Source organism: Neorhizobium petrolearium, from assembly GCF_017873175.1.
GTDB lineage: Bacteria > Pseudomonadota > Alphaproteobacteria > Rhizobiales > Rhizobiaceae > Neorhizobium > Neorhizobium petrolearium.
This window is the reverse complement of record NZ_JAGGJW010000001.1, coordinates 382608-408446: the sequence shown is the minus strand read 5'-3', so window position 1 is coordinate 408446 and position 25839 is coordinate 382608. Positions and strand designations below refer to the sequence as shown.

The 25839-nt window shown below is 58.1% G+C and carries 26 protein-coding genes; all 26 read right to left on the bottom strand.

From position 1 onward, the window contains the following. Positions 1 to 48: 48 nt before the first annotated feature. Positions 49 to 405, bottom strand: coding sequence for a hypothetical protein (locus J2046_RS02115; RefSeq protein WP_210048822.1), 357 nt, complete (start codon positions 403 to 405; stop codon positions 49 to 51). Positions 406 to 578: 173 nt separating this feature from the next. Continuing rightward, positions 579 to 1670 (bottom strand): ABC transporter ATP-binding protein, encoded by a 1092-nt coding sequence (locus J2046_RS02110; RefSeq protein WP_210048820.1) that lies wholly within the window; start codon positions 1668 to 1670, stop codon positions 579 to 581. Between the two features lie 18 nt (positions 1671 to 1688). Continuing rightward, the gene (gene bglA / locus J2046_RS02105) at positions 1689 to 3344 is read right to left on the bottom strand and encodes a beta-galactosidase BglA (protein WP_210048818.1); all 1656 of its coding nucleotides are present in this window, start codon (positions 3342 to 3344) and stop codon (positions 1689 to 1691) included. A 34-nt stretch (positions 3345 to 3378) separates the two neighbouring features. Then, entirely contained in the window at positions 3379 to 4539 is a 1161-nt protein-coding gene (locus J2046_RS02100; protein WP_210048816.1) for a carbohydrate ABC transporter permease, read from the bottom strand. 1 nt (position 4540) lies between these two features. Next, positions 4541 to 5554, bottom strand: coding sequence for a carbohydrate ABC transporter permease (locus tag J2046_RS02095; RefSeq protein ID WP_210048814.1), 1014 nt, complete (start codon positions 5552 to 5554; stop codon positions 4541 to 4543). A gap of 147 nt (positions 5555 to 5701) precedes the next feature. Beyond that, complete coding sequence (locus J2046_RS02090) at positions 5702 to 7063, bottom strand: ABC transporter substrate-binding protein (protein ID WP_210048812.1); 1362 nt, start codon at positions 7061 to 7063, stop codon at positions 5702 to 5704. A gap of 138 nt (positions 7064 to 7201) precedes the next feature. Then, positions 7202 to 8101 carry a bifunctional methylenetetrahydrofolate dehydrogenase/methenyltetrahydrofolate cyclohydrolase FolD gene (gene folD, locus J2046_RS02085; protein WP_210048810.1) on the bottom strand — a complete coding sequence of 300 codons (900 nt, stop codon included), beginning with the start codon at positions 8099 to 8101 and terminating at the stop codon, positions 7202 to 7204. 116 nt (positions 8102 to 8217) lie between these two features. Beyond that, positions 8218 to 9921, bottom strand: a complete 1704-nt coding sequence (locus J2046_RS02080; protein WP_210048808.1) for a GumC domain-containing protein — start codon at positions 9919 to 9921, stop codon at positions 8218 to 8220. 135 nt (positions 9922 to 10056) lie between these two features. Then, positions 10057 to 10701 carry a hypothetical protein gene (locus tag J2046_RS02075; protein ID WP_210048806.1) on the bottom strand — a complete coding sequence of 215 codons (645 nt, stop codon included), beginning with the start codon at positions 10699 to 10701 and terminating at the stop codon, positions 10057 to 10059. 163 nt (positions 10702 to 10864) lie between these two features. After that, the gene (locus J2046_RS02070) at positions 10865 to 11404 is read right to left on the bottom strand and encodes a hypothetical protein (protein WP_210048804.1); all 540 of its coding nucleotides are present in this window, start codon (positions 11402 to 11404) and stop codon (positions 10865 to 10867) included. After that, a complete protein-coding gene (locus J2046_RS02065; RefSeq protein ID WP_210049726.1) occupies positions 11404 to 11769 on the bottom strand; it encodes a hypothetical protein in 366 nt (121 codons plus the stop codon). Before J2046_RS02065 ends, J2046_RS02070 begins: the two co-directional genes overlap by 1 nt. A 25-nt stretch (positions 11770 to 11794) precedes the next feature. After that, positions 11795 to 12346: a rod-binding protein gene (locus J2046_RS02060; protein WP_210048802.1), complete on the bottom strand. Its 552-nt coding sequence runs from the start codon at positions 12344 to 12346 to the stop codon at positions 11795 to 11797. Between the two features lie 163 nt (positions 12347 to 12509). Next, on the bottom strand, positions 12510 to 12911 hold the full coding sequence (locus tag J2046_RS02055; RefSeq protein ID WP_210048800.1) for a hypothetical protein: 402 nt from the start codon (positions 12909 to 12911) through the stop codon (positions 12510 to 12512). Positions 12912 to 12922: 11 nt separating this feature from the next. Next, positions 12923 to 13675, bottom strand: a complete 753-nt coding sequence (gene fliR / locus J2046_RS02050; RefSeq protein ID WP_210048798.1) for a flagellar biosynthetic protein FliR — start codon at positions 13673 to 13675, stop codon at positions 12923 to 12925. 31 nt (positions 13676 to 13706) lie between these two features. After that, entirely contained in the window at positions 13707 to 15794 is a 2088-nt protein-coding gene (flhA, locus tag J2046_RS02045) for a flagellar biosynthesis protein FlhA (RefSeq protein ID WP_210048796.1), read from the bottom strand. Positions 15795 to 15913: 119 nt separating this feature from the next. Further along, positions 15914 to 16180 carry a flagellar biosynthesis protein FliQ gene (fliQ, locus tag J2046_RS02040; protein ID WP_210048787.1) on the bottom strand — a complete coding sequence of 89 codons (267 nt, stop codon included), beginning with the start codon at positions 16178 to 16180 and terminating at the stop codon, positions 15914 to 15916. A 30-nt stretch (positions 16181 to 16210) separates the two neighbouring features. Next, complete coding sequence (gene flgD / locus J2046_RS02035) at positions 16211 to 16681, bottom strand: flagellar hook assembly protein FlgD (protein ID WP_210048785.1); 471 nt, start codon at positions 16679 to 16681, stop codon at positions 16211 to 16213. Next, positions 16672 to 17121 carry a flagellar biosynthesis repressor FlbT gene (gene flbT, locus J2046_RS02030; protein WP_210048783.1) on the bottom strand — a complete coding sequence of 150 codons (450 nt, stop codon included), beginning with the start codon at positions 17119 to 17121 and terminating at the stop codon, positions 16672 to 16674. Before flbT ends, flgD begins: the two co-directional genes overlap by 10 nt. After that, positions 17118 to 17465 carry a flagellar biosynthesis regulator FlaF gene (gene flaF / locus J2046_RS02025; RefSeq protein ID WP_210048781.1) on the bottom strand — a complete coding sequence of 116 codons (348 nt, stop codon included), beginning with the start codon at positions 17463 to 17465 and terminating at the stop codon, positions 17118 to 17120. The genes flbT and flaF overlap by 4 nt, the downstream gene beginning before the upstream one ends. Positions 17466 to 17503: 38 nt before the next feature. After that, complete coding sequence (locus tag J2046_RS02020) at positions 17504 to 18613, bottom strand: flagellar hook-associated family protein (protein ID WP_210048779.1); 1110 nt, start codon at positions 18611 to 18613, stop codon at positions 17504 to 17506. A 2-nt stretch (positions 18614 to 18615) separates the two neighbouring features. Then, positions 18616 to 20085, bottom strand: a complete 1470-nt coding sequence (gene flgK, locus J2046_RS02015; protein WP_210048777.1) for a flagellar hook-associated protein FlgK — start codon at positions 20083 to 20085, stop codon at positions 18616 to 18618. A gap of 46 nt (positions 20086 to 20131) precedes the next feature. Beyond that, complete coding sequence (locus tag J2046_RS02010) at positions 20132 to 21418, bottom strand: flagellar hook protein FlgE (RefSeq protein WP_210048775.1); 1287 nt, start codon at positions 21416 to 21418, stop codon at positions 20132 to 20134. Positions 21419 to 21525: 107 nt separating this feature from the next. Continuing rightward, the gene (gene rem, locus J2046_RS02005; RefSeq protein WP_210048767.1) at positions 21526 to 22197 is read right to left on the bottom strand and encodes a transcriptional activator Rem; all 672 of its coding nucleotides are present in this window, start codon (positions 22195 to 22197) and stop codon (positions 21526 to 21528) included. Positions 22198 to 22478: 281 nt separating this feature from the next. After that, on the bottom strand, positions 22479 to 23174 hold the full coding sequence (locus J2046_RS02000) for a transglycosylase SLT domain-containing protein (protein ID WP_210048765.1): 696 nt from the start codon (positions 23172 to 23174) through the stop codon (positions 22479 to 22481). Next, on the bottom strand, positions 23104 to 24567 hold the full coding sequence (fliK, locus tag J2046_RS01995) for a flagellar hook-length control protein FliK (protein ID WP_210048756.1): 1464 nt from the start codon (positions 24565 to 24567) through the stop codon (positions 23104 to 23106). Before fliK ends, J2046_RS02000 begins: the two co-directional genes overlap by 71 nt. Continuing rightward, entirely contained in the window at positions 24564 to 25838 is a 1275-nt protein-coding gene (motC, locus tag J2046_RS01990; protein ID WP_210048753.1) for a chemotaxis protein MotC, read from the bottom strand. The genes fliK and motC overlap by 4 nt, the downstream gene beginning before the upstream one ends. Position 25839 lies beyond the last annotated feature (1 nt).

The following is a 25839-nucleotide window of genomic DNA, read 5'->3' as shown; positions in this document are numbered from 1 at the left end:
ACGAAAGGGCGGCTCATGACCGCCCCTTGTCACAAATATCGATGCGGTTCACCAGGCGCGGATATCGAGCGTCCGGTCGCGGTGGTTCGGGTGGGTCGAGAAGACGAAGATGCGATCAAGCTCCTTTTGCGACAGCAGCCGCAAGAAACGGACCTCGACCGTGTTGTTGGCGAAGGTCTTCATCAACAGGCAGCCGACCTTGGTGATGCGCGCGTCCGGAATATCGAGATAGAACTGCTGCGGCAACGTATATTGCGTGAGGATGCCGAGAATGGCCCCGCTTTGGGAGATGCGCAGCACGTCGCAGCGGCGCTGCGCCATGTTCATCACACCCTTTTCGGTATACTCGATGCGCGCGGCATTCATGGTGTCTTCCATCTTGAACCGGGCCTCCCGGTCGTACATGAAAGATTCTTCCTTGTTCAAAAAATGATTTTTGGTCGGAGCGGCACTCACGACAAACCTCCTATTCTTCAATAGGAAAAGACTAGCCGGTGAAGTTTAACAGAAGGTTTGGAAGTCCCGCCCTGGAACAACTGTGCGCAGAGACTACAACAACATGGTAAACACCCCTTCACTCACGCAGTGCGATAAGTCTTACCCTGCGCGTCAAAAAGATGCAGTTTCTTCGGATCGGCCGAAAAGCGCATCGCTTCACCCTTGTGCACATTGAGGATGCCGGGAATTTTGACGATAATCGGCTCCTGATCGGCAAGGCCCTCGATATAAAGCAAGGTCACTTCGCCAAGCGCCTCGACGATCGAGACCTGTCCTTCAAAAAGATAATCGTCACCGGTTGCGACCGAAAGGTCCTCCGGGCGGACACCAAAACTTGCCGTCTTACCGGCTTCCGACGCGGCGGTGGCTACCGGCACATGCACGGCCTTGCCACCCTTCAGGGCTATGGTCGTCACGTCGCCTGTCTTCTTTACGGTCGCGGGAATAATGTTCATCGCCGGCGAGCCGATGAAGCGGGCAACGAAGAGGTTCTCCGGAGATTCGTAGAGTTCAAGCGGCGCGCCGACCTGCTCGATCCGGCCGGCCGAGAGCACGACAATACGATCGGCAAGCGTCATCGCCTCCACCTGGTCGTGGGTCACGTAAATCATCGTCGTGTCCGGCATCTGCTCCTTGAGCCTGGCGATCTCAATGCGGGTCGCGACGCGAAGTGCCGCATCAAGGTTCGACAGAGGTTCATCGAACAGGAAGACCTTCGGATCACGGCAAATAGCGCGTCCGATCGCGACACGCTGGCGCTGGCCGCCTGAAAGGGCCTTCGGAAGACGATCGAGATAGGGCGTCAGCTGCAGGATTTCCGCCGCCGAACGAACACGGCGGTCGATCTCCTGCTTGCTCTCGCGGGCGATCCGCATGCCGAAGGCCATGTTGTCGTAAACCGTCATATGCGGATAGAGCGCATAGGACTGGAAGACCATGGCAATACCGCGCCGCGAAGGCGGCACCTCGTTCACGAGCTGGCCATCGATATACATCTCCCCACCGGTGATGCTCTCCAGGCCGGAAATCATCCGCAGCAGCGTGGACTTGCCGCAACCAGAGGGGCCTACGAAGACCACGAACTCGCCCTGGCTGATGTCCAGGTCGATGCCATGCAAAACCTTCACCTGTCCATAGGCCTTGCGGATATCCTTCAGAACGACGCCAGCCATGATCTCCTCCCCTTTTTGTCAGGCTTGACGGGCAAAAAACGCGCCCCAAGCCGGTAACTCCACTCGTCTGTCTTCCAGGCTGCTTTCAAACCCGTGACCGGTCAGAACTTCCCATTCGCCGACCGGAAGTTCCGTTGCTGCTGCGGCCGCACTCATATTGAAAACGCAGAGCACGATTTCGTTGCCATAGCGCCGCTCGTATCCCAGGACTGTACCGTCTTCCGGCAGGAAAAGGATATCGCCCTTGGTAAAAGCCGGATGCTGTTTGCGGAACGCGAGGAAACGCCGGTACTGCTCCAGCACCGAAGCCGGATCGCCATATTGGGCACCCACAGCCCGAAGCTGATGCTCGACAGGAATCGGCAACCAGGTCTTCTCGGCCGTAGAGAACCCCGCTTGCAGCGCCTGGGAATCCCAGACCATCGGCGTACGGCAGCCATCGCGGCCCTTGAACTCCGGCCAGAACTGAATGCCGTAGGGATCCTGGAGATCCGCGTAAGCGATATCCGCCTCGGTAAGCCCCAATTCCTCGCCCTGATAAATGCAGACCGAGCCGCGCTGCGTCATCAGGATGGCGGAGGTCATCTTGGCATAAGCATCCCGGTCGAGAATATCGTGGCCCCAGCGCGTGACGTGGCGCACGACATCATGGTTCGAGAAGGCCCAGCAGGCCCAGCCATCGGGTGCCGCCAGGGAAAACGCATCCTGGACCGCGACAACGCGAGCCGGCGTCAGAGGATCGGGTGCCAGGAACTCGAAAGCATAGCACATATGCATCTTGTCGTTGCCGGACGTATATTCCCCGACGATCTCCAATCCCCGCTGGCTGTCGCCGACTTCGCCGACTGCGGCGATCGCAGGGAATTCATCGAGCACCGCACGAAAGCGCCTCAGGAACTCCAGGTTTTCCGGCCGATTCTTGTCGTAGAGATGTTCCTGGAAGTTGTAGGGGTTCACCGCCGGCGCGGTGGAGGCGTTGCGCCGCGACGGTTCCAATGCCGGGTTGTCGCGCAGTTCCTTGTCGTGGAAGTAGAAGTTGATCGTGTCGAGGCGGAAACCGTCGACGCCGCGCTGCAGCCAGAAGCGGGTCATGTCCAGTAGAGCGTCCTGCACTTCCGGGTTGTGGAGATTCAGATCCGGTTGCGAGGTCAGGAAGTTGTGCATGTAATACTGCATGCGGGTCGGGTCCCATGCCCAGGCCGATCCGCCGAAGATCGACAGCCAGTTATTGGGCGGCGTGCCATCCGGCTTTGCATCAGCCCAGACATACCAATCCGCCTTCGGGTTGAAACGGCTGGACCGGCTTTCAATGAACCAGTGATGCTGGTCCGAGCTGTGCGACATCACCAGGTCGATCATCACCTTGATGCCGAGCCGGTGTGCCTCGGCGATCAATCCATCGAAATCCGAGAGTGCGCCGAACATCGGATCGACATCGGTATAGTTCGACACGTCGTAACCGAAATCCTTCATCGGCGACGGGAAGAAGGGTGAAATCCAGACAGCATCGGCCCCAAGCGCGGCCACGTGCGGCAGGCGTGCCGTGATCCCCTTCAAATCACCGATGCCATCGCCGTTCGAATCCTGAAAGGAACGCGGATAGATTTGGTAAATCACGGCTCCGCGCCACCAGTCCCTGTCGGGTGTTGCGGAAGTTTCTGCCGAAATTGTCATTCAATATCCTGTTGTTGTCAGATGAAATATCGGCTCAGCCGCCCTTGACCGAACCAGCAAGCAAGCCGCGCACGAGGTAACGCTGCAACGCGAAGAAGACAATTATCGGCACGAGGATGGAGATGAAAGCAGAAGCCGTCAGGATTTCCCACCTTCCACCCATCGAGCCCAAAAGCGCGTTCAGAGCACCGGTCAGGACGAGTTGCTCCCTGTTGGTTCCGAGGAAGACCATGGCGACCAGGAGATCGTTCCAGGTCCAGAGGAACTGGAAGATCGAGAAGGATGCAAGGGCCGGGAACGATAGGGGAAGCACAATCCTGATGAAAATCTCGAAATCGCTTGCGCCGTCCACCCGGGCCGATTCTATGATCTCCTTCGGCAGCCCGGCGATATAGTTGCGCAGGAGATAAATGGCGAGTGGCATGCCGAAAGCGGAATGCGCCAGCCAGATACCTGCGTAACTTCTCGACGGCACGCCGAAGAACGTGCCGATCTCGTTGTACATCCGCAGCAGCGGAATGAGCGACATCTGCAACGGTACGACGATCAACCCCACGACCATTGCGATAATCAACGCACGGCCGGGAAACTCCATCCAGGAAAGCGCATAGGCGGCAAAGGCAGCGATCAGGATGGGTATGATCGTCGAGGGAACGGCAACCGTTAGCGAATTGACGAAAGACTGCCCGATCCCCTGGGAGGTGAGCACGGTATTGTAATTCTGCGTGGTGAAGGTCGGCGGCGTAGCGATCGTGAGGTACACGCGTCGTCCACGCTCGCTCTCGAATGGGCCGTTCTTCGTGTAGACGTAGCTGCCATCCTCATTGACGATCAGCGTCTCCCCTTCTCCGAGATCTGCCGGCTGACCGGCCTGGAACTCCGCTGGAGCAGCGACACGCGTGCCGAAAGCCCGCACGGTTCCGCCCTGCCCCGCCTCGAAAACCGAGCCGGTGATGACATAGTTCGCCCCTTCCTGCCGTGCGGCAGACGGGTCTGCCAATCGCGACGCTGTGGTTTGCGAGGCGCTACTGAAGGCAGTCCACCACCCCGACGATGTGATCTGCGCCGGATCGCGGAAGGAGGTGACGAGGATACCGAGCGTCGGGATCAGCCAGATGATACAGATCAGGAGCACCGACAGGTGAACGATGAGACGGGGAAGTCCGATACGGCGAAGGCCGGCGACAGCGTTCATCTCAATGACCTCCCGTTTCCTTGTTCGCCTGGCGGATATTCCAGATCATGATCGGTGTCACGGCCGCCATGATGACAAGTGCGATGACTGCACTTCGACCGGAATCGCCTCCGCCCCGGAACATCCAGTCGAACATCAGGTTCGCGAGTACCATCGTGTTCCACTGGCCGTTGGTCATGGTCAGCACGATGTCGAAAACCTTCAGCACCAGAATGGTGATGGTCGTCCAGACGACGGCGATCGTGCCCCAGATCTGCGGCACCATGATCTTCCAGAAAATCTGCCAGCCGTTGGCGCCATCGATGACCGCCGCCTCGATCGTCTCCTCGGGAATGCCACGCAGCGCCGCCGACAGGATGACCATGGCAAAGCCGGTCTGTATCCAGATGAGGATGACCATGAGGAAGAAATTGTTCCAGAAGGGCATCGCTATCCAGACCTGCGGATTGCCGCCGAAGAACTGTACGACGGAGTTCAGGAGGCCGATCTGAGTCTCGTTGCCGCCGCGATACTCGTAGATGAATTTCCAGATGACCGAGGCGCCGACGAAGGAGATCGCCATCGGCATGAAGACGAGGCTCTTGGCGATATTGCCCCACCAGATGCGGTCGGTCAGGACGGCGATGACAAGGCCGAAGAAGGTGCAGGCCGCCGGAACGACGGCGAGCCAGAGGATGTTGTTGAAGATCGACTGGCGAAACTGATCATCGAAGAGCGCCCATCGGTAATTCGCAAAACCAACGAAACTTTCGCCGGACCGGTCATAGAAGGACAGGATGAAGGTCGCGACGACCGGATAGACCAGATAGACCCCAAGCAGGATCAGCGCCGGCCCCAGGAACAACCAGGGACGGACGACGGCCCGGCGATTGAGATTGACAGACGCCGTCCGGACATTCTCCTTCGGCACCGGAAAGACGATCTGGAGCAGCTTGTCGGAGAGCCAGTAATAGAGCGCACACGCAAAAACGCCGGCGATTACCACGCCGACGGCCGAGACGATCTGCGATACCATGTCCCCTCCTTGTGGCCAGCATCGCAGGAGGATGCTGGTTTTTGTTGGCGGCTATCCGCCCGCTGTTATGGTCGAAGAACAGTCAATCTTTTGGAAATCAATCTGTTGGAAGCCACGCCGGTCTAGCCGGCGCGGCAAGATGCAGATTTACTTCAGGCCGTCCCATGCCTTCTGAATGTCGGACGCGACCGTCTTGGCGTCCTTGCCGCCGACATAGTCAACCATGCCGGTCCAGAAGGCACCGGCGCCGATCTTGCCCGGCATAAGGTCGGACGCGTCGAAGCGGAAGGTCGTGGCAGTGGTCAGGGCCTCGCCCTGCTTCTTCAGGACCTCATTGGCATAGGCATCGGGATTGGCACCCTTGAATGGCGTCAAGAACGATGACTGCGCCATCCAGACCTCATGCGCGATCGGCGTCTTCAGGAATTCGATGAAGGCCTTGGCGGTTGGCGAATCCTTGGTGATCGCGAACATCGTGCCCGCGCCGAGGACCGGCGTTCCCAGTTCCGGCTTCGAAGCATAGGTGGGCAGGTAGAAGAAGTCGGCATCAGTGCCGAGCTTCGTATCGGGCGGGAAAAAGGACGGAACGAAGGAGGCCTGGTGATGCAGGTAGCATTTCGGTGGAATGCCGAAGAGACCCTTGGGGCTGTCGCGGAAATCGGTGGAAGCCACTGCCGCCACGCCGCCGCTGACATATTTCTCATTTTTTGCGAACTTGCCAAATTCCTCAATCGCGCCAACGACGGCCGGGTCATCGAACTTGACCTCGTTACTAACCCACTTGTCATAGACCTCCGGCTTCTGGGTCCGCAGCATCAGGTCCTCGACCCAGTCGGTCGCCGGCCAGCCGGTCGCGCCGCCCGAACCGAGGCCGATGCACCATGGAACGCCACCATCCTCAACGATCTGGTCGCTGAGCTTGAAGAGGTCCTCCATGGTCTTCGGGACCTCGTAGCCCGCTTCCTCGAAGTTTTCCGGCACGTACCAGACCATGGACTTGAAGTCCGCCTTGAAGGGGAAGCCGAAATAGGCCTCCTTGCCATCCTTGCCCTTGTAGGTGCCGTAGCGGATCCAGTCGGCGCCCGAGCCATAATTGCTCTTGACCCAGTCGGAATTCTCCTGGCCGAGCGGGGTCAGGAAGCCCTTGGCGGCGAGATCGGCCAGCAGACCCGGCTGCGGAATGATGGCGATATTCGGAGGGGAGCCGGCCTGCGTATCGATGACGATCTGCTGCTCGTAATTTTCCGAGGAGGAATAACGGCCGTCAATGCCGGTTGCGGCATTGAAATAAGCGAGAACGCTGTTGAACAGGACCTCGTCTTCGCCACGCCAAGGGCCGAACAGCGTGAGGCTCTGTCCTTTCAGATCCGAGTGAGCGGCCTTGAAATCCTCATAGCTCTTCCAATTGAAGCGCGAATCCTCGCCCGGTGCGAACTTAAGTTCCTGGGCGGCTGCACTGCCTGCAAGGAGTGTCGCAAGCGCCGCGCCGATCCAAAATGATGTCTTCATAAAATCATCCTCCCATTGCCCCGGCTTTTGCTACCCTGCCGGGAGTTCCCAAAACATAGGAAGAGATTTAACGCTCTGGCGACGGAGTCAACCCCTCCGCCGACAGCATGTCGAAGATCGCAAACCCTCGATGCTACCCTAAAACTTCGGCGCCGGCTTTCCCGCGGCGCGATAGGCGGCGATTACGGTGTTGGCCATCAGCATGGCGATAGTCATAGGGCCGACGCCACCGGGAACCGGCGTAATCGCGCCAGCGATCTCAACGGCTTCGGCATAAGCAACGTCACCGACAAGCCGGGTCTTGCCCTCGCCCTTGTCCGGAGCCGGTACGCGGTTGATACCGACGTCGATGACCGTTGCGCCAGGTTTCACCCAGTCCGCCCTGACCATCTGCGGACGTCCGACCGCAGCGACGAGGATATCCGCGTTGCGGCAGATCGCGGCGAGATCCCTGGTCTTCGAATGCGCCATGGTGACGGTTGCATTGGCGGCGAGCAGCAGCAGCGCCATCGGCTTGCCAAACAGATTGGAGCGGCCGATGACGACGGCATTGAGGCCTGAAAGGTCACGGCCATGTATACGGTTGACGAGCAACATGGCACCGGCCGGCGTGCAGGAAATGAGACCGGTATCGAGATCGCCGGTGGCAATCTTGCCGGCATTGACGACGTGCAGGCCGTCGACATCCTTTTCCGGCGAGATGGACAGGATCACCGGCTCGGCATTCAGATGCTTCGGCAATGGGAGCTGAACCAGGATACCGTGGATGGCCGGATCGGCGTTAAGCTCGGCAACAAGCTTTTCCAGTTCTTCCTGCTTCGTCTCTTCCGGCAAGCTGTGCTGGATCGAGTTGAAGCCGCACTGCTTGGCCATCTTGCTCTTGGAATTGACGTAGGCATGGCTCGCCGGATCGTTACCGACGATGACGACCGCCAAGCCCGGCTGGACGCCTGTTTCCCTTTCGAGCGAGGCAGCCGCTTCGGTCACGGCCGCAATGACGGACGCTGCCGCCTCTTTCCCATCAATCACCACAGTCACGCGCACCTCCCGCTTGAACCGTTGCCAATGTATACACGGGCACGTATTAAATTTGCACGCCAACGCCTATGCTGGTCGCAGACGGCAAATGCAAGAGGATTCGATGTCGCGGGGTCTTATCTTGCGGATGCGTTCCGGTGGGCCGAGTGCAACTGCACACGCTCTCGTAGCTCGGTCATGTGACGGCGCAGCTCACGAACCTCTTCAGCCCTGCGAATATCCTGTTGAGAAACAAGCGGCGTCGCATGGCCCGATTCTTCCGCGAGGCGGGCGGACGTAATGGCCGAGACCAGCGGCGGAAGGCCGGCCTCCTGCACCAGCCTCCGGTTAGCCATCAATACGTCGCGGATATGATCGACGAGCGGGCGATCATTGGCGGGAGCCGGATAATGCAGGCGCCGAGAGTGTTGCGGCTCATGGAAAGGATCATCGTAGGGCGGGTCATGGAGTTCTTTGAGAGCATTTTCCTGCTCGGGAACGTCCTCCCGCCAGTCCGGTTCAACTGTCAGCTCTGGTTCAGTTGTAAATTCTGCTTCAGCATCATCTGCCGCAACCTCGACCGGTTTGCGACGCGTAAAAAAGACGAGCATCAAGCCGAGGCAGAAGCCGGCCAATGCACCTGCACCCGATATCTCAGCGACCGACAGGCCGCGCGCTTTCACCTTCCCTACCGTTGCCGGAACAAGAACCTCAACCCTCGCTGCCGCAGTTTTCGGGTGCGTCTCGCCGCGCTGAAGCGCATCGAGATAGTTCCTGCGCGCCTCACCGACCGCGGCTTCGAGACCTGCGAGCCGCGTGGCGGACTCGACGATCTCCTTGTCACCCGGCTTTTTCGATTTCGCCGCCTTGAGTTCGGCCAGATGTATGGCAGCCGCCTTCTCCTGCTGGCCAAGTGAAGTCGAAAGCTGTTTCAGAGCCGTCTGAATCCCGGAACGCGCATCCTCGAGCGCCGCTCGGGCTGCGAGCAAGCGCGGGTGGCGAGGGCCGAGATCGCCTGCAAGCCGATCGACGGCGAGCTTTGCTTCGATATATCTCTGCCGCTGATAGTCGAGGCCGGTATATTCCAGGCTATCCGGCAACGGTTTGCTCAGAATATCGTCGAATTTCATTTCGGACGCCTGCATGGCCTTCTGCTTCAGCTCTGCAAGCTGAGCTTCTGCGCCAGAGATCTCCGCAATCAGTTGTTGTTCTTCGCTTTCCGCCCGGCGAATTTGGGCAAGCTTTTGCTGGTCCGTTTTCGCGATGAAGCCGGAAAGCGATGCCTCGGCACGCTCGAGCGTCTGGCGTAGCTTTTCCACCAACGGCTCAGACGCGCCGCCCCCCGAAATGGCGATCTCGTCACTCAACGTGTCACCGAGCATGTTGGCGATTTTCACCGCCTGGTCCGCTTCCGCGGCGGTGACGGAAATCGTGAGTTCGCCTGCCTGGCGATGGTAGCTGGTTAAAATCGCCTGCGAGAGCCGGTCACGCAGCCGGCTCTCGGCCTGTGATACCGTCATTGCCTCGCCGGAGACGATATCGGAGGCCACACTTAGGAGGCTCGAACGATTGACGGCGAATTCGCTGCCGCCTCCCAGGTTGAGGGCGCGGATCAGATTGTCGAGGCTCCGCTTCGAATGCAGCGCCGCGGCGGCATCGTTGATCGCGCTTTCGCTTGCCGCTTCGATCTTCAGCCGGGTTTCGGCTTCGAACTTCTGCGGAACCAATGCAGCCATGGGAAACGCCAAGGCGGCACCAGCCAATGTGATGACACTGATCTTGAGGAAAGTGAAGCGCATCGGGATACGCATCGACCGGACGTCGGCGGGTATGGCCGACATCTCCGGATTCCGGTCTTCTACGGTTTTCGCCGACTGATACATGGATGACCACATAAACCCATGCCGCCGGCATCCTCGCAGGCAGCCTTTGATTAAGGCAGTCTAAATTTGTATGGCAAAGAAAGGGTTAACTTGTCAGGCGAAAGACGCTTTGGCCGGCGTCGACCCAACTTTCGCCTCGACCCGAGTCGGCCTGTCTTCGATGAGGCCGGATAGGCCAGATGCCGCCATGACGACCAGACCAGCGGGAACCGACGATAGACGCCGCTCCATCCGCCTTTCCGCGGCAGGGTTTGTTGCGTCGACGACGATGAGATCGCAACGCTGCACGATCTCATCGTCGCGAGCGATCGTCACGATATCGTGCCAAGGGGCATGGCGGGCAAAATGGCTCCGCAAAGCGTCGATACGGGCGATGTCCTCACCGGCGATACCGATCCGGCAACCCTTTTCCAGGAACGTCAGCAGCGCGGGGACGAATGTACCCGCTGAGAACCGGACGGGCGTGGGCTTTGCCTGCAGAGCATTTGCCAACAGGCTGAAAATACGGCTTCCGCCCGGCAACAGTAGTCGACGGCTCAGCTGATCCCGATAAAGGGCATCGACAACCTGACGCAGAACCGTTCGCTCATCCAGAAATGCAAGCGTCGTGCGGTTGCCGCGCAATGAAATCAGCCCCTCCGCGAGACCGAGCGCCGCATTCCACCCGAGGTCGCAGGTGCGCAGTCCGAACAAAGTTCGAGATGACGCGGATACCAGAAATTCTCCCGATGCATTCATCGGTGCGCTCCACGATGAGGGACAAACAATCCCATCGACCCCTAAGGGAGCGCGCTGAAATTCCACTTAAACCAATTGTTAAAATTCGAGTGACCCGTGCATTTCCGGGACTGCTCATGAACGAGCAGGACCCATAAGGCGACCCCACCAGGTATCGCCTGCATCAATGGCCTGAGGACTGCGGCGCCTCGATTTTCACGCCTTCGACGATCTTCCGACCCGGATTCGGATTCTTGTTACCGCGCGAAGCATTGTTGCGAATATCCTCCTTCGAAAGATAATCGAGCTGTTCGACCAGCACTTCTGCCACGAGGCCCTCGCCGAGCTTCCTGTTCATGCCATCCTTGATGCTGGAACGGAACTTTTCGAGATCGAAGGCGCCGGGCTTGCTGAGATCTACCATCTTGTTGCCGATCAGCAGGGTGAAGAGCTCATCGGTCGTCACTTCCGTTATCGGGAGCTTGACGCCCGTGATCTTCTGCTTATCCATCATGAAGGAAACGCGACCCAGAAAATAGCCGGTGATCGCGCCATCCGAAATCACCGGAATGGTGATCGATTCCCCAGGTACCAGTTCGAGAAGCTCCTTCTTCTTGGCCTCCTCATCCACCGGCGTCGGCGCAGCAGACATCTGCACGGAGAAATATACTGCTCCGAGCGTTACGACGCAGACCCAGAGACCTGTGAGAAGGAGCTTGATCATCAGACCTCGCCGTAGGTGAACTGTTCCTGGGTGTAGGTACCATCACCGTCGGCATCGCGAGCAGCGTTCTTCAGGAGATCAGCGACCGCGCGCACGGCATGCAGATGCGCCTCGACCCGGCGAGCGTTGAGGGCAAGTTTGTCCTTCAAGCCATGCATCTGGTCGACATAACCGACAGCGATTTCCCTGGGGTCTGTGCCGCGGAAGAGCATGGTCAATTCATAGAGGCATCGGCTCTTGTGGGCATTCGAGACCTTCAGATCAAATTCCGGGTCGCGGCCGATCCGCTGGTTTTCATTGTCGATTATCATCTCCAACCGGCCGAGCACGGTCTTGATACGATAATCATTCGAAACGACTTCCATATTTTCTGCCCCAGTCTGAGTCATGTCAGGCCTCATTGCTCTTGTCGACGCCGAGAACCTGACGTTCAAAATCGGTAATCATGCTCATCGCGCGGCTGCGATCATTCTCGTCGGTGGTGGTGTTGACCGTCCCGTGCCGTTCAGCCCGTGCGAGTGCCTGTGAATACATCTGCTCGGCGATGCCGATGCCACCCTTCTCGGACATCTCATCGGCAATCTTTTCGGCCATCATGCTCTTCCAGAACTCACCCGCCGAGCCCTTGCCGTAAACCTCCTCGGTTTCCTTGGGAAGCATGGAATTCACGAAAGTCTGCAGCACCGAAGCTTCAAACTTGCGGTATTCATCCGGCATTTCGGCGACCTCTTTCGGCATGACCGGGTTGCCGAGACCTGCTTTCGTCGCCGGAGTGTCGATGATGTTCATGGCGGCGCCGAAACCCTTGCCGACTTCCGCGAGACTCGTCGCAGCAAAAGCCGCCTTGCTCGCCTTCAGCTTCGCCTGCGCCTCTTGTACGGCGGCAGGGTCGGCGGCACGGACGACATCCAAAACCAGATCGCTTGGAGGTGAAATCGCCACGTCAGTTCCTTTCAATGAATGCCGTGAACTGCATCCAGGAAAGGCGCAGGGCACAGCAGCAAGTTTGCAACGGCACATGATCCCATCGGAAATCCGATTCGCATCGGGTGATCTGCGCAATGAGGGGACTATGGCGTCCGAAGCTTGCTGGAGGCTGGCGAGTCTATTTGATCATCTGCACGCCCAAGGTGATCTCGATGAGCTCACTTATGGCGTCATCAGCGGCCTCGCGGTCTTCGTGATCGCGGGCTTCCTTCATGTTCTCCTCCAAGCGATCGGCCTTGGTACGCTCCTTGAGAACCTTCATCTCCTGAAGTTGCTGGATGCCCGCAAGCTGACGCTCCTTCATGGTCAGGCGACCGAAGCGCTCGGCATAATGCTGCGAGAATTGCCGATGGATGGGTTCCATCGAGCCGATAGCCCCGATCACGTCCTCCATCGACTGATTGACTTCGGCCCGGTGGCGGGTCGTCGCGGCAAGCTCGTTTTCGGCCATCTTCTCCATATGCCGTTGAACCGCCACCAGGCGCTTGAGCTTATCCGACCTCTTTGCTGGACCTGCCATTTTCGCCTCTCCTAGAAGGATGTGAAGATCGGCACGAAGCCATCCACGTAGAGGCGAACGAAGGCGGCGATCGAGAGGTAAAGAAGGAAAAGCCCACCCATCAGCAGAAAGGGCGTGGAAATAAAATAAACTGGAATCTGGGGTGCGAGCTTGTTGATGAAACCGATTGCGACGTTGAACATCAGACCGTAGATCAGGAACGGGCTTGCCAGCCGCAGCATGATCATGGTCGAGGCACGCAACGTATCCGTCAACGTAATCAGAATCCTCTGTGAATCGATCACAGCCCCCACAGGCGTTGCCGCGTAGGAATCGACGAGGGCACGGAAAACGATGTGATGAAAATCCATCATGAACAAAAGCAGCAGACCGCTCAACGTCAGCAGGTTGGTCAACTGGTTTTCCGAAGCATCTTCCAGAATGTCCTGGCCGCCTGGCGCAGTAAACCCGATCGACATGGTCAGAATCGCGCCGGCGAACTGCATGCTGAGGGTGTAGAGCCGAGCGATCAGGCCATAGCCAATGCCGATCAAGGCTTCGGTAAAGATCAGGCCGATATAGGTGGCATCCGGTGAAGACGCCTTCGGATAGATCATATCCCAGAGAACCGGCAGTATTGCCATGGAAAGAGCGACGGCCAGGAAGAGCCTGACCTGTGCCGGAACGCGAGCACTTCCAAAGCCCGGCAGGACCATGATGCACCCGCCCATGCGGCAAAACGCAAGGAAGAGTGCGAGAATGGTCCCCTGCGGGTCGGTAATCATAAAAAGTCCCTTAGGCCCCAGAGGCCAGCGGTCACGAGATCGCACCCAGAATCTTGATCTCGAGGCCTTTCGCCAGTTCCACATGCGACAGAACCGGCAATGTTGCGAAGAGTCGTTCGATGATCATGCGAACATAGGAGCGTGTTTCCGGGGACGTGACAAGCACGAAGGGCAGACCCCGATCCATGAATTCACGGATAACTTTGGTCGCCTGCTCACTGAATTCCTCAAGCGTGCGCGGATCGATGTCGAATTCGACCACTTCTCCCTTGGCATCTCGCTTGAGAGCCTGATGGAAAAGCATGTCCCACTTGTTACCGAGGCGCAGCACGCGCAGCACGCCGTTGTCGGCAAGGTCACCGCAGAGCTGCTGCGCCATGCGCACGCGCACATGCTCGACGATCTGTTCCGTCTTGCGGACATGCGGCGCCAGTTCCGCCACCGCTTCCAGGATGAGATGCAGGTTGCGGATCGAGACGCGTTCGGCCAGCAACAGTTTCAGCACCGCCTGCAGACCGGAATAGGACATGTGCGATGAGCAGATTTCGTCAGCAAGCTTCTTGTATTCCGGATCAAGACGGTCAATCAGGATCTTGACGTCCTTATAGGAGAGAAGCTGCGGCAGGTTGTTGCGGATGACTTCCGAGAGATGGGTCAGGACAACCGAAACGTTGTCGATGGGATGGAACCCCTCGCGCTTCAGGTCTTCCGCGAAAGTTTCAAGGATCGACACCGCGGGCATCCCAAAGGCGGGTTCGCGGATTTCGTCGCCGGGAATGCTCGGCTTACGGCCAGACCCGGTCACGACAAGTACATCGCCGACGCGCAATACGTTGGAAGCGATCGTCGTGCCATGGATCCGGATCTGGTAGGACTTTTCAGGGATGGCGATGTCGTCGCAGACCTTGATTTCCGGCACGACAAAGCCGTACTGGGTCGCAAACTTCTTGCGCATCTTGCCGACGCGGAAAGCAAGTTCCTGGTGCTGGCCGAGCAGTCGTGTCGAGACCTGCTTGCCGAGCGCAAGCTCGATTTCTGCGGTCTTGAGGACCGATTTGACCGATTCCTTCTCGGCTTCCTTGCTCTGGACGACCTTCTTTTCCTCGTCTTCCCGGCGGGCCTTGTTCTCCGCCTCGACGCGGCGCGGCACCAGCCAGGCACCGAAACCCAGAACCCCACCCAGGGCAACGAAAGGCAAGAGGGGCAGTCCAGGCACGATAGCAAGCAGGCCCATCAACGCAGCGGACATGGAAAGGGCGCGCGGATAGCCGCTCAATTGGTCGACGACAGCCTTGTCGGTGGACCCGGCCGTGCCGCCGCGGGTCACAAGGAGGCCGGCCGCGAGTGAGACGATAAGTGCGGGAATCTGTGAGACGATGCCATCGCCGACGGAAAGCTTGACGAAAACATCCGCCGCCTCGCCGATCGGCAAGCCGTGGCGGAAGTAACCGATGATGATGCCACCGAAAACATTGATAGCGGTGATGATGAGACCTGCAATCGCGTCACCGCGAACGAATTTCGACGCACCGTCCATCGCCCCGAAGAAGGAGCTTTCCTCTTCAAGCTCGGAGCGGCGGCGCTGGGCCTCCTTCTCGTCGATAATGCCTGCCGACAGGTCCGCGTCGATCGACATCTGCTTGCCGGGGATGGCATCGAGGGTGAAGCGGGCGCCGACTTCCGCGATACGCGTCGCGCCCTTTGTGATGACGATGAAATTCACCGTGACGAGGATCATGAAGACAATCACGCCGATCACGAAGTCGCCGGACATGACCAGGCCGGAAAATCCCTGGATCACGTTGCCCGCGGCGCCGTGGCCTTCGTGGCCACGCGAGAGGATCACGCGCGTCGTTGCGATGTTGAGCGACAAGCGCACCATGGTCGCGATCAGCAAAACAGTCGGAAACGACGAAAAATCGAGCGGGCGCTGAATCCACAGTGCCACCATCAGGATCAGCACCGAAAATGCGATTGAGAAGGCAAGGCCGATATCGATGAGGAAAGGCGGTATCGGCAGGAAAAGGATGCAGAGGATGGCGACGATGCCGAGAGCAAAGCCGATGTCCCGGCCGCTCGGAGCTACCTTCGGTATGGATAATGCAGGTGGTTGCGCCATGGATTTCCCGTCTCTTCATGAGATGGCGGCAGGACATTCTCCTACCAGTTCACATCCTGACTAACGGGTGAAGCTTGCGCGAAGGTGGGGCGGGAAAAGCAAAAGGGCCGGGCAACCGGTCAAAAACCCGACTGCACCCGCGAAAATACCAGATTGGCGAAAAGATTGATCTGACCGCCGATAAAAGGCGCCGTCACGCCGATCGTAATCATGATCGCGACGATCTTCGGCACGAAAGTCAGCGTCATTTCCTGAATTTGCGTCAGCGCCTGGAGAAAGGCGATGGTAACGCCCACGATCATGGCGACGATGACCGCAGGACCTGAGGCAACCAGGACTGTCCAGATCGCCGCCTGCATGATGTCCAGGGCATCGGCCTCATTCATCGCGCTTATCCTGATTCGCAGCTATTTCGATCAGGTATCTGTAGCGCCGTCGTCGGTATCAGTCGAGCCATCCCCGGCCGGGAACGGCTCATCCGAGAATACGACGCCGGCCTGCAGCAGAATCTTGTTGTCGTCTTCCGTGATGGCGACGACGCCGTCGGAATAGACCTCGACTTCCTTGACCTTGCCGGTGAGCGTATCGTCGGCGCTCTTGACATATTTGCCGATCAGATCACTCGCACGCGTCAACGCCTCTGCCTGCAACATGCTCTTCAGATGCGTGTTCGTCTGGATCGACTGCTCGACCTGCGAGAACGTCGCGAGCTGAGAGATCTGCTCGCTCGCATCCATGGGATCGGTCGGATCCTGGTACTTCATCTGCGCTATGAGAAGCTGCAGGAAGTTATTGTAGTTGAGACTGGCGTTATTCGCCGCATCGCTCGATGCACCGGCATTCGCCCAGGGGTTGGCCGCTGCCGATGTAACCGGATCTACCGCCATGGCGCGATCTCCCTGCGGATGCGCTCGACGGTCGCGGGCGCAATTTCCTGGTTATTGAGAATGCGGTCTTCCACCGGATAAAGCGCTCGGATCGCCTTGAGTGCATCGAAGGCCCGACCAGAAGCAACCATTCCGTCAATCCGCTTCAATTCCGCCAGAACCTCATCGTCATTGAAGCAGGTGAGCAGCATGGCGACAGACTTGCGGAACAACGTCATCGACTGTTCCCGGCCGTCCGGGTTGATAAGCATCATCTGAGCGATGAAGTAGAGCTGACGAAGCGGTGTGGTCGCATCTTCCGGCTGAAGAACATGGTTTTCCAAAAGGAATGTGACGTCGTTGAGGAATTCCAGCGCGACCTTGCGATCAACGCGCAACACGGCGCCGTTGATGAAGATCCGCTCGCCGGATTTCAAGGAGATGCGAAGCGTACTTTTCATTTAAGTCCATCCCTGATGATGGTGGTCACGTCTATAACGCCCTGGAAATTGGCTGATTCGCGTTTTCTGATCTTCTCGCATTCCTTCAAGATCCAGATGGCAATGGAGATCAGATCCGCCCGCAATTCAGTAGCCAACTCGTTATCGGGTTGCCTCAAGTCTTCGATGAACCGGATCCAGACACGACGGGTATAAAACAGAGCCTCGATCGCGGCGCGCGAATAACTTCCTTCATCGCGAGCCGCGATCAGAAGCTCGATGGAACGATCAAGGGCCTGCCGCTCGCGATCCTTGGCGTCCGCGACGCCATCCTCCATGATCTCGGCGTATGAAAACTGGTACATTCATGTATCCTTCATCTTCACGACCTTCCTTTTAGTCATCAAAGGAAGTTGGCGAGGCTCAGCTGCTGTATTTTAGCCGTCACTGTATATGCAGTTTCGAGAAGTGTCTTCATCGTATTGAGACGAGTAGCGGCCTCCTCCGGATCGACATTCTCCATGTATCCCAGACTTTTCGTCAGAATATCTTCTTGCGCCTGCAACCTTTCCTCAACCTTGGAAACCCTTTCGGTGGAGATACCAATCGTCGTCCGCTGCTGATTGATGCTGTCTACGCCGTTCATCGCCTTGTTGATGACAGCGTTGGTCCGCGAGCTTACGGCTTCACGGGCTTCCTGGCTTACGCTCGTCTGCAGGAGCTCCATCGAGACGATCGATGCGAACGCGAAATTGCGCATGCCGGCGCTGTTGGCATTCGTCGAGCTGTCGATGACCTCGGTCGGGCTGATACGGCTCTTCATGTTCTCGTCGCTTGCGCTGGAGAAGAAGGTTGTCCAGAGATCCTGGCCCGCCAACGCTGCCGGATGCGGCGGATTCGTGAGGGGAGCCGTCCCGTTAAACTTCGCCTCGAGGTCATCGAGGAAGTCGTTCATCTGATCTTCCGTCATCGCCGACAGGCTCGGGATGGGCGGAACCTGCGACGACATGTAATAATTGAGTTCGGTGTCGAAGGCCGCCTTCGCCGGTGATCCCGGTGCAAAGTAATCCTCCATCGGCTTCACGTCGGTATTGATGCCGGCAAAGATATATTCGCCCTTGACGGAAGTATTTGCGAAATCCGTGAAGGCGGCAAGCGAGGCAGACATTGTCTGGCGTGCCGTCGCAAGGCTCGTCTCGTCGGTCGAACTGCCCAGCGTCAGAATTGCGCTCTGAATATCAAGACCGAGCTTGTTCATGTTGTCGAGCGAGAGTTCCGCGCTTTCCAATCGTGTGGTCGCAAGCGAGGCGGTATTGAGCAAAGATTCGATACGGCTGATTTCGCGCGAAAGGTCGAGCGCGCGCGATGTGCTGGCGCCCAAGGTAACACCGAGGTCCGCGTGCTTCATGGTCACGGCCTCCTGATTGGCCTTCACCATTTCGCGCTGCACGCCGGCGATCGAATTTCGCATCGTGGTCTGGACGGACAATGTGGAAATGAAAGAGGTCTTCATGATCAGCTCGCAATATCCAATAGGGCCTGCATCATCTCATCGACCGTCGCCATCAGCTTGGTACCGGCCTTATACGATTGCTCTATATCGAGAAGCAGCGACAATTCTTCGTCGAGACTGACGCCGGTGTTGCTGGAATAGGCATCAAGGGTTCGGGTCAGCATGGCCGTTTTCGACTCGTCGGCCGCAGTCGCCGTACTGCGAAGCTGTTCCAGCCAACCCATGGAATCGGATGCAAAAGATAGAAGGTCCGGAGCGTCGGCGATTTCCGTCAATGGGTCGAAGGTCATCGGAGCTTCGAGATTTTCATTATACTTGTCGAGCAGATCACCATAGCTGCTGCCGCCTGTGTTGACGACGTAGGCGGCTCCGTTGATGCCGCCATCGCGCAGCTTGTCAGGCGTACCCGCCGGGGGAACCACCACCGGATTGACGAAGATCCGCGAGGCAAGGCCGGGCACGACCGCGCCAGAAGCAGGAATTGCCGTCTGCTGGACGCCGGAGCTATCCTTATACGCAAAAAGACCGGTCATCGGCGCTAGAGCACCGGTTGGCCCTGTTTCCGCAAAAGCCGTGATGAGACCGCGGGCAATCTCGTCGAGTTGGCTCTGGAAGGTCGGCGCGACTGTGTCGCGAAGCTGCAGCAACGCCTGGATCGAACCTTTGGCGCTCGTGTTGGCGGCCTCACCGGCTTTGAGAGCCACGCCATCAATGTAAACACCATTGCCGTTGGTCGACGCGTCGAAAGCAGCCGTCGGCTGGAACGTCACCTTGCGGGGAACGGTCTCGAACAGCGTCACCCCGTCGGAGGTATAAAGCACCAGGTCGTTGTTTTCGCGAATATAAGACGTTACGCCGACGATTTCGGAAATCTGCTTTACGAGAGCTTCGCGCTCGTCGAGCGCGTCATTGGCGTCGGCGCCGCTTGCCGCTGCATTCTTGACCTGATTGTTGACGCTTTCCAGTTTGGAAAGCAGCGAGTTCAGGTTATCGACATCCTGCTTGATCTGGTCGTCAGCATCCTTGCGGATCTGCTGGAGTTTGTCGGCAGCCGTATTCAGGCCCGTCGCTAGGTCTTGCGCACTGGAGATGACGGAAATGCCCAGGCCGGTATCGTTGGCGGTTGAGGCAAATGCATCCAGATTGTTGCGGAAGGCCGTAATCAGCTTGGCGGGAGACAGCTCGTTGGAGTTCCCTCCCATCAGGTTCTTGATCTCTTCGAGGCCATCCAGGAGCGTCCGCTGGCCGCTTGCAACCGACGAGCTTTCAATCGTCTGACGCAGGAGCGGCGCATTCTGAGAGCGGACGATATCGCCGATCATCGCCCCGTTTCCACCGGTCACCACCACTGCAGAACGACGGACATAATCCGGGTTCTGTGCGTTGGCGATGTTCTTCGAAACCACGGCCGATTGCGTGCCGGAGTTGTTGAAAATGGATTGAGCCGTGGACAATGCTGACGAAAGCGACATTCTTTACTAGCCTCTTGAGATTTATTCTCTCGACTGTCCTGTCCGCTTACCTCTTCAGGTTGATGAGGACGTCCATCAAGTCTGAGCCGGTCTGAAAGACCTTGGAATTTGCGGTATAGACGCGCTGGGATTCGATCATCTCGGTCAGCTCGTTGGCGATATCGACGTTGGAGGTCTCCAGCGCGCTGGAATAGATCTCACCAAAAGAGCCGCTCTGCGGGAAACCGATGGTGACGACGCCGGAATCATTGGTCGGCAGATAAACGTTGCCGTTCCGCGGCAGCAGCTTGTCGATCGCCGGCACCGTTGCCAGTGCGAGCTGATAGATCGCGCGGCGCCCGCCATCCTGATAGACTGCAGTGACGACACCATCGCCGCCGATTTCAACATCGGTGATCGGGCTTGGCGCGTTGCCGTCGATGATGCCCTTGCCCGGCGTGAAGTCGCTTGCGAACTGTGTCATGTCGGAAAGGTCAATCGTGATCGTCTGCGCGGGCGTTGCACCGTCGTTCGGATCGGTGATTACAATGTCCGTCGGAGAACCCGACGCCAGCTTGTTGGTGTTGGGATCGAAGGTCAACGTCACCGTTTGCTGGACGAGGGTAGCCGGTGCCGTTGCAGCGTAAGGGAACCCACCGTTTGTGGACTGATCCTGACGGTAGACGCTGACCTCCCAAGTATTCGTCCCGGTCTTGGTGTAGTAGAAATCGTAAAGCACCTTGGAACCGGCATGGTCGTATCCAGTCAGCGAGCTCTTATTCGTGTATGTGCTGGTCGCGACGTTGTCGCTCGGGCGGCTACCGGCCGCAACCACGTCCGCTTCCTTGTCCAGGTTGGCAGGGAAGCTGCCCTGGCTCGAAGGTGAAGACACCAGACCGAAGTCATTGATGTTGATGGCCTCGAGACCGTTGAAGCCGTTGACGACAGCGGCTGGCGGGTTCGAGCCATAAGGATAGCCCATGAGCTGATAGCCGGCCGTATTGACGAGATAACCGTTAGGATCCTTCTGGAAGGCACCGGCGCGCGTGAGATAGGGCGAACCGTTCGCATCACTGACGATGAAGAAGCCTTCACCCTGGATCGCAAGATCGGTGTTCGATGTCGTGTACTGGATGCCGCCCTGCTCGGAGATGCTGTAGCGAACGTTGGTTTCGACACCGCCCGAAGAGTAGGAGCCCTGGCTGGACGGAAGCACCAGCGAAGAGAATGCTGTCGATGCCCGCTTATAACCGACCGTGCTCGAGTTGGCGATGTTGTCGCCGACGGTGCCGAGACGATTAGCCTGAGCATTCATACCCGAGACGGCCGTTTTCATCGTGCCGAAAATACTCATAGGAAATCTCCGTTGTGTCTTGATGGAGAGAGTAGGTGGTGGGCCTTGCGTGAAGCTGTCTGCTTTCCCGTACCCGCCGAAAATAAGCGGCAAGGCCCTGCTGAAAATCAGTTCCAGTCGATGCAATAGCCAAGGAAACGCTTGGAATCGACAGGATCGAAGCCGAGCTTCTTGCGCAGTTTCTTGCGCAGCTTGCTGATGTGGCTTTCGACAACGTTTTCTTCGACTTCCTCGTCGAAGATGCCGTAGATCGCGTTGAAAATCTGAGTCTTCGAGACACGCCGGCCGCGGTTGGCGACCAAATATTCGAGAATGCGACGCTCGCGGCGCGGCAACGGGAAAACGTCGCCGTCGATCTCCGGATCCCGGCCATCGGAGAAGACGCGAATCGAACCGATGTCGGTGTAATTCGAGATCGCTTTCAACCGGCGACGGATCGCGGCGGCACGCGCCAGGATCTCGCGGGGGTGGACAGGTTTGCGTACGACATCATCGACGCCGCTGTCGAAAAAGGCCAGCGTAGCCTCCAGGGAGGGCTGGTCGCTGACTGCGATCACCGGCGCCATGGAACGGTCCCGGATCGCCCGCGGCAGTTCGAGCGCGCAATCGCCCTGACCGATCAGGAAGGCTTCCACCGCGGCGATATCCATGTCCGCCGCCGTATTCACCCATTCGCCGAATTCTTTTGGATCAAACCCCGTGGAAGGAATTCCTTCCCGCCCGAAGAGAGAGGTGTACCCATCTTTCACGAGCTCGCGCTCATCAACCACTACGATCATTCGTCCGCCTCCGAATCAGTTGTGGTGTTTCGATAGGCCTATGGGTACGAATCGGCGGAATCGGTGGCAAGCTACGTGAAATTAACCAAACAAATTAATAGTTGATTAACACATGCTCCCTGATTTGCACTAGATATAGTATGCCGCACTCAATCAGGCACAATTCTCCAGTGGAAAAATTAACGCATCGTAAAAGAAGACTTGCGCTGCCACATTTGCCACATATGTGGCAGCGCTGCAATTTTGCGATTCTTTGATTTATGAATTCAATCCAGGATTGCTTATCCGCCGCAAAATCCGGAAGCCGTCGGCGTCCATTTTCCGTAGCCCGTTGCGACAAGATTGCTGATGACACGACAGACATATCTCTTCTGAGCGGGGTCGTTATTGGGTCCCGCGTGGTATCGTGCCACCGCCATCGTCCAGGTTTCATGCCTGTCATGAAGGTTGCGAAGGAATTTCGCTGCATATTCCACGTTGCGGCGCGGATCGAACATATCCTCCGGTGACGCGAAATTCTCCCCGTGAAAATAATGATTGATCTGCATGCAGCCCATGTCGATCAGCTTTGCGCCCTGCCGCTTCGCGTCGTGGAATTTCGTCATGGCCACCTCAGCTGACGGCAGGAAATAGGCCTTCCCTTCGATGTTCATTGCATAGGGGCTAAGGCTCCCCTTTCGGCCAGTTTCCGTCAGGCCGACGGAATAGAGGATACCTTCCGGTATGCCGTATTTGGCCGCCGCACTCTGAATCTCGCGCTCGCAGACACCCGGATTGACGGGCACAGGCAACGGCGACGTGGCTGCAGATGCAGATCGAACCGCGGCAGGTGCGGAAGCCGGCTTCGCCACGGCTTGGTCAGGCCCTCCCCATCCACCGGAACTGAACAGCGAACCGCCATATGCATCAGAGGTAAAGCTGACCAGGGCGAGCGTTACCAGAACCCGAAAGCTGGGTGTTCTCCGATACCGCTTCATTCGAATTCCTCGTTTGCCCCGCAGTTGCACGCTCTTGACCGCGGCCAGCCTCATGCCCGTGCCTTCCGCCCTCTGCCATTGCCTGTTGCCCCGTCTGACCGGCCTGGCCCTGCTGACCACCTGCCGCATCCGAAGCTGACGTCGGCATTGGCGCAATGCTGATCGTCACCCGATCCACGGCAAAGCCCTGGGCACGGAGCGCATCCAGAATTCCGCCGCTGTCCTCGCTGAGCTGTCTGTAGGCGGCACGCGTTTCGACGGTGAGATGGACGTTCAGTTCATCGCCATGCAGACGCAATGTGGCCGTCACCATGCCGAGCTCGTGCGGATTCATCTGCAGCTTGAGCATGTTCACGACGGTGCCGGTGCTGCTTTGCGCGGCCGCATTCGAAAGGGCTGAACTCGGATGCGCAGCGGCGGTCCATTCCGGATCACCCGTCAGCATCGCAGTCAGGTTGGCCCCGTTGGAATTGGGAGCAAGCCCGAGGAACCGACGCGAGTCGAGGACTGCAACATTTTCGGCTGCACCACTCGAAGGCGATCGGAATTCCACCGTGGAATTCTCGTCTCGGCCTTTACTGACTGCCATATCGACCTTCTGACCTTCACCCCGCGCATTGCTGAAGCGAAACAGGCTGGTCTCCTCCGCACCCCCATCCGGGCCGCCAGGCGCCGACGGCAACTGATCTTCTCCCGCTCCGGTCAATTTGAAACGCTTTGGATCATTGACGGCAAGGGCGTCCACATCGTTGGACCGGGCATCTCCATCCTTGGCGCGCTTCACCTGCGCGCCTGCAATGTTCTTCGGCATCATAGCGTTCAGTTCGCCGGACTTGGCCTCGCTGCCGATCAGGAGCGAGAACACCTCGGCGATCTTGGCATCGTCCGCGTCAAGCATGGACGTATCCAGAGTTGCGTCCTCGTCTGGCGGGTCGATCTTATCGGCAGCCACGCGCTTCTCCGTGGCGCCCTTCTCATGAAGTTCGTCGGATTTGCGCGCCAAGGCCTTTGCAGCCGCAAGAGCGTCACGAAGTTTCTTTTCAGCCGGCGTCATCTGCCGTTCTTCGGCTTTCCCCGGTCGTTCCTGCCCCGGAAATTCAACATTATTCTTCAATTCGTCCGGAGGGCGACGAAGGGATTCCGGCCTAATGTCAATGATCGGTTTTGACGTGGCGGATTTCACCTCGGCAGCCATCCGATCCCCAAGAGAGGATGGCGTGCTCTCATTCTCCAGGGCATCGTCATCCGATTGCTGCGGGGGCAGATCGCGATCAAGACCCGAAAGAGCGTCAGAGAAGCTGTTCGAAGATGCGTCGGTATCCTTACGACCCGCGATCGCCTGTTTTGCGGACGAAGCCGCATCGGCCTTACCACCCAGAATGTCTGTAATCATTTGGACGGATTCTCCTCCTTCAGCATTTCATCGATAGCATTCAATTTCGAACGACCACTATCGACATATGTCTGGAAGGCCGGATCGAATTTGGCAGCTGCGCCGGCCGTCGGATCTTCCGTGGTGGCAGCAGGCCCAGCGATCTCATTTCTGGGCGACGCGACTGGGGATTTTGCGTCTTCTGTATTAGTCATATTGATTGGCTTTTCTTGTGCGAGGCTTTCGGCTGTCGGCCAGCCAACGACTTGCTCCGCCACAACTTTTGCCGCCTCACGCAAGGCCCGATCGCGCGGCGAAAGCGTCTCTTCGGGGATATCGGATATCGCCTGCATGGCTGCTCGAATGTCATTCGTCGGAATATCGGCAAGGCCGCCATAGAGCCGCGCAAGTGCTTCAGGCGTCGGATTCCCGGAAAGCACTTCCACTTTTGCAGAGGCCAGACGAGCAAGGTCATTCTTGCCGGCGATGGCGGCTGCACGTGCAACACGGAGGAAGACCTCGCGGCGGCGGTCGACGTCCATGAATTCGAGTGCTCCGTCGATATCCTCTTCCGTAATCTCGCCGAAATGCCCCACGACAAGCTGCACGAAGAAATCGGCAAACTGGCTGGCATAAGGCGAATGTATGAAGCGTCGGGCATATTTGCGCGCGTAAGAAAGCGCCTGCTCGACCATGTCGGCATCCACGGTGATCGCAACCGAACGACGCAATGCGGCTTCCTCGATGATGGTACCAGGCGCCGTCAGCCGCGCCCAATCGTAAAAGACCAGCGCATCCTTCGGATCCGTCGCCACCATCACATTGCCACTGACCAGCGAGAGATAGGGGCCGATCTTCTCGTCTCGGTATTCCTTGGCCATTTCACCCAGACTTTTTGCAACCAGGGTGCCCTTGCCGCTCAGATATTTCCTGAGCGCATCGGCAATGCGGCTGTCGAAATTTCCGGCAATGTCGCGCGAGGCGAGGAATTCGAGCGTGGCGGGATTGCCGCCGCTCATGGCATAGATCAACGCGGCGTCGACATTGCGCGGATCCTCAAAGATCGACGGATTTGCCGCCCTAAACCTTTGGTCGACCTTCTCCAGCATGAAACGCTGCATCTCCGAGGCCGAGTGATCACCGAGCACGACGGAATCCTGCACGAATTGCAGCGAGCGAAGCATGACGTAGGGCGCAAGCTCGCCATGATCCTGGGCGGATGCCGGACATGCAAAGGCGGCCCCGAAAACGAGCGTAGTCGCCAACAGAGACCGTATGCCCGCAAGGACCATT

Coding starts and splice junctions, on each gene's coding strand:
- flaF (WP_210048781.1), bottom strand. CDS start 17,465: ATGTACCAGTTTTCATACGCCGAGATCATGGAGGATGGCGTCGCGGAC.
- fliK (WP_210048756.1), bottom strand. CDS start 24,567: ATGATTACAGACATTCTGGGTGGTAAGGCCGATGCGGCTTCGTCCGCA.
- J2046_RS02115 (WP_210048822.1), bottom strand. CDS start 405: ATGTACGACCGGGAGGCCCGGTTCAAGATGGAAGACACCATGAATGCC.
- J2046_RS02000 (WP_210048765.1), bottom strand. CDS start 23,174: ATGAAGCGGTATCGGAGAACACCCAGCTTTCGGGTTCTGGTAACGCTC.
- flhA (WP_210048796.1), bottom strand. CDS start 15,794: ATGGCGCAACCACCTGCATTATCCATACCGAAGGTAGCTCCGAGCGGC.
- J2046_RS02080 (WP_210048808.1), bottom strand. CDS start 9,921: ATGTCGGCCATACCCGCCGACGTCCGGTCGATGCGTATCCCGATGCGC.
- rem (WP_210048767.1), bottom strand. CDS start 22,197: ATGATCGTAGTGGTTGATGAGCGCGAGCTCGTGAAAGATGGGTACACC.
- flgK (WP_210048777.1), bottom strand. CDS start 20,085: ATGTCGCTTTCGTCAGCATTGTCCACGGCTCAATCCATTTTCAACAAC.
- J2046_RS02075 (WP_210048806.1), bottom strand. CDS start 10,701: ATGAATGCATCGGGAGAATTTCTGGTATCCGCGTCATCTCGAACTTTG.
- J2046_RS02100 (WP_210048816.1), bottom strand. CDS start 4,539: ATGAACGCTGTCGCCGGCCTTCGCCGTATCGGACTTCCCCGTCTCATC.
- fliQ (WP_210048787.1), bottom strand. CDS start 16,180: ATGAATGAGGCCGATGCCCTGGACATCATGCAGGCGGCGATCTGGACA.
- J2046_RS02020 (WP_210048779.1), bottom strand. CDS start 18,613: ATGAAGACCTCTTTCATTTCCACATTGTCCGTCCAGACCACGATGCGA.
- motC (WP_210048753.1), bottom strand. CDS start 25,838: ATGGTCCTTGCGGGCATACGGTCTCTGTTGGCGACTACGCTCGTTTTC.
- J2046_RS02055 (WP_210048800.1), bottom strand. CDS start 12,911: ATGGCAGGTCCAGCAAAGAGGTCGGATAAGCTCAAGCGCCTGGTGGCG.
- flbT (WP_210048783.1), bottom strand. CDS start 17,121: ATGAAAAGTACGCTTCGCATCTCCTTGAAATCCGGCGAGCGGATCTTC.
- flgD (WP_210048785.1), bottom strand. CDS start 16,681: ATGGCGGTAGATCCGGTTACATCGGCAGCGGCCAACCCCTGGGCGAAT.
- J2046_RS02095 (WP_210048814.1), bottom strand. CDS start 5,554: ATGGTATCGCAGATCGTCTCGGCCGTCGGCGTGGTAATCGCCGGCGTT.
- J2046_RS02010 (WP_210048775.1), bottom strand. CDS start 21,418: ATGAGTATTTTCGGCACGATGAAAACGGCCGTCTCGGGTATGAATGCT.
- fliR (WP_210048798.1), bottom strand. CDS start 13,675: ATGATTACCGACCCGCAGGGGACCATTCTCGCACTCTTCCTTGCGTTT.
- bglA (WP_210048818.1), bottom strand. CDS start 3,344: ATGACAATTTCGGCAGAAACTTCCGCAACACCCGACAGGGACTGGTGG.
- J2046_RS02110 (WP_210048820.1), bottom strand. CDS start 1,670: ATGGCTGGCGTCGTTCTGAAGGATATCCGCAAGGCCTATGGACAGGTG.
- J2046_RS02090 (WP_210048812.1), bottom strand. CDS start 7,063: ATGAAGACATCATTTTGGATCGGCGCGGCGCTTGCGACACTCCTTGCA.
- J2046_RS02070 (WP_210048804.1), bottom strand. CDS start 11,404: ATGATCAAGCTCCTTCTCACAGGTCTCTGGGTCTGCGTCGTAACGCTC.
- J2046_RS02065 (WP_210049726.1), bottom strand. CDS start 11,769: ATGGAAGTCGTTTCGAATGATTATCGTATCAAGACCGTGCTCGGCCGG.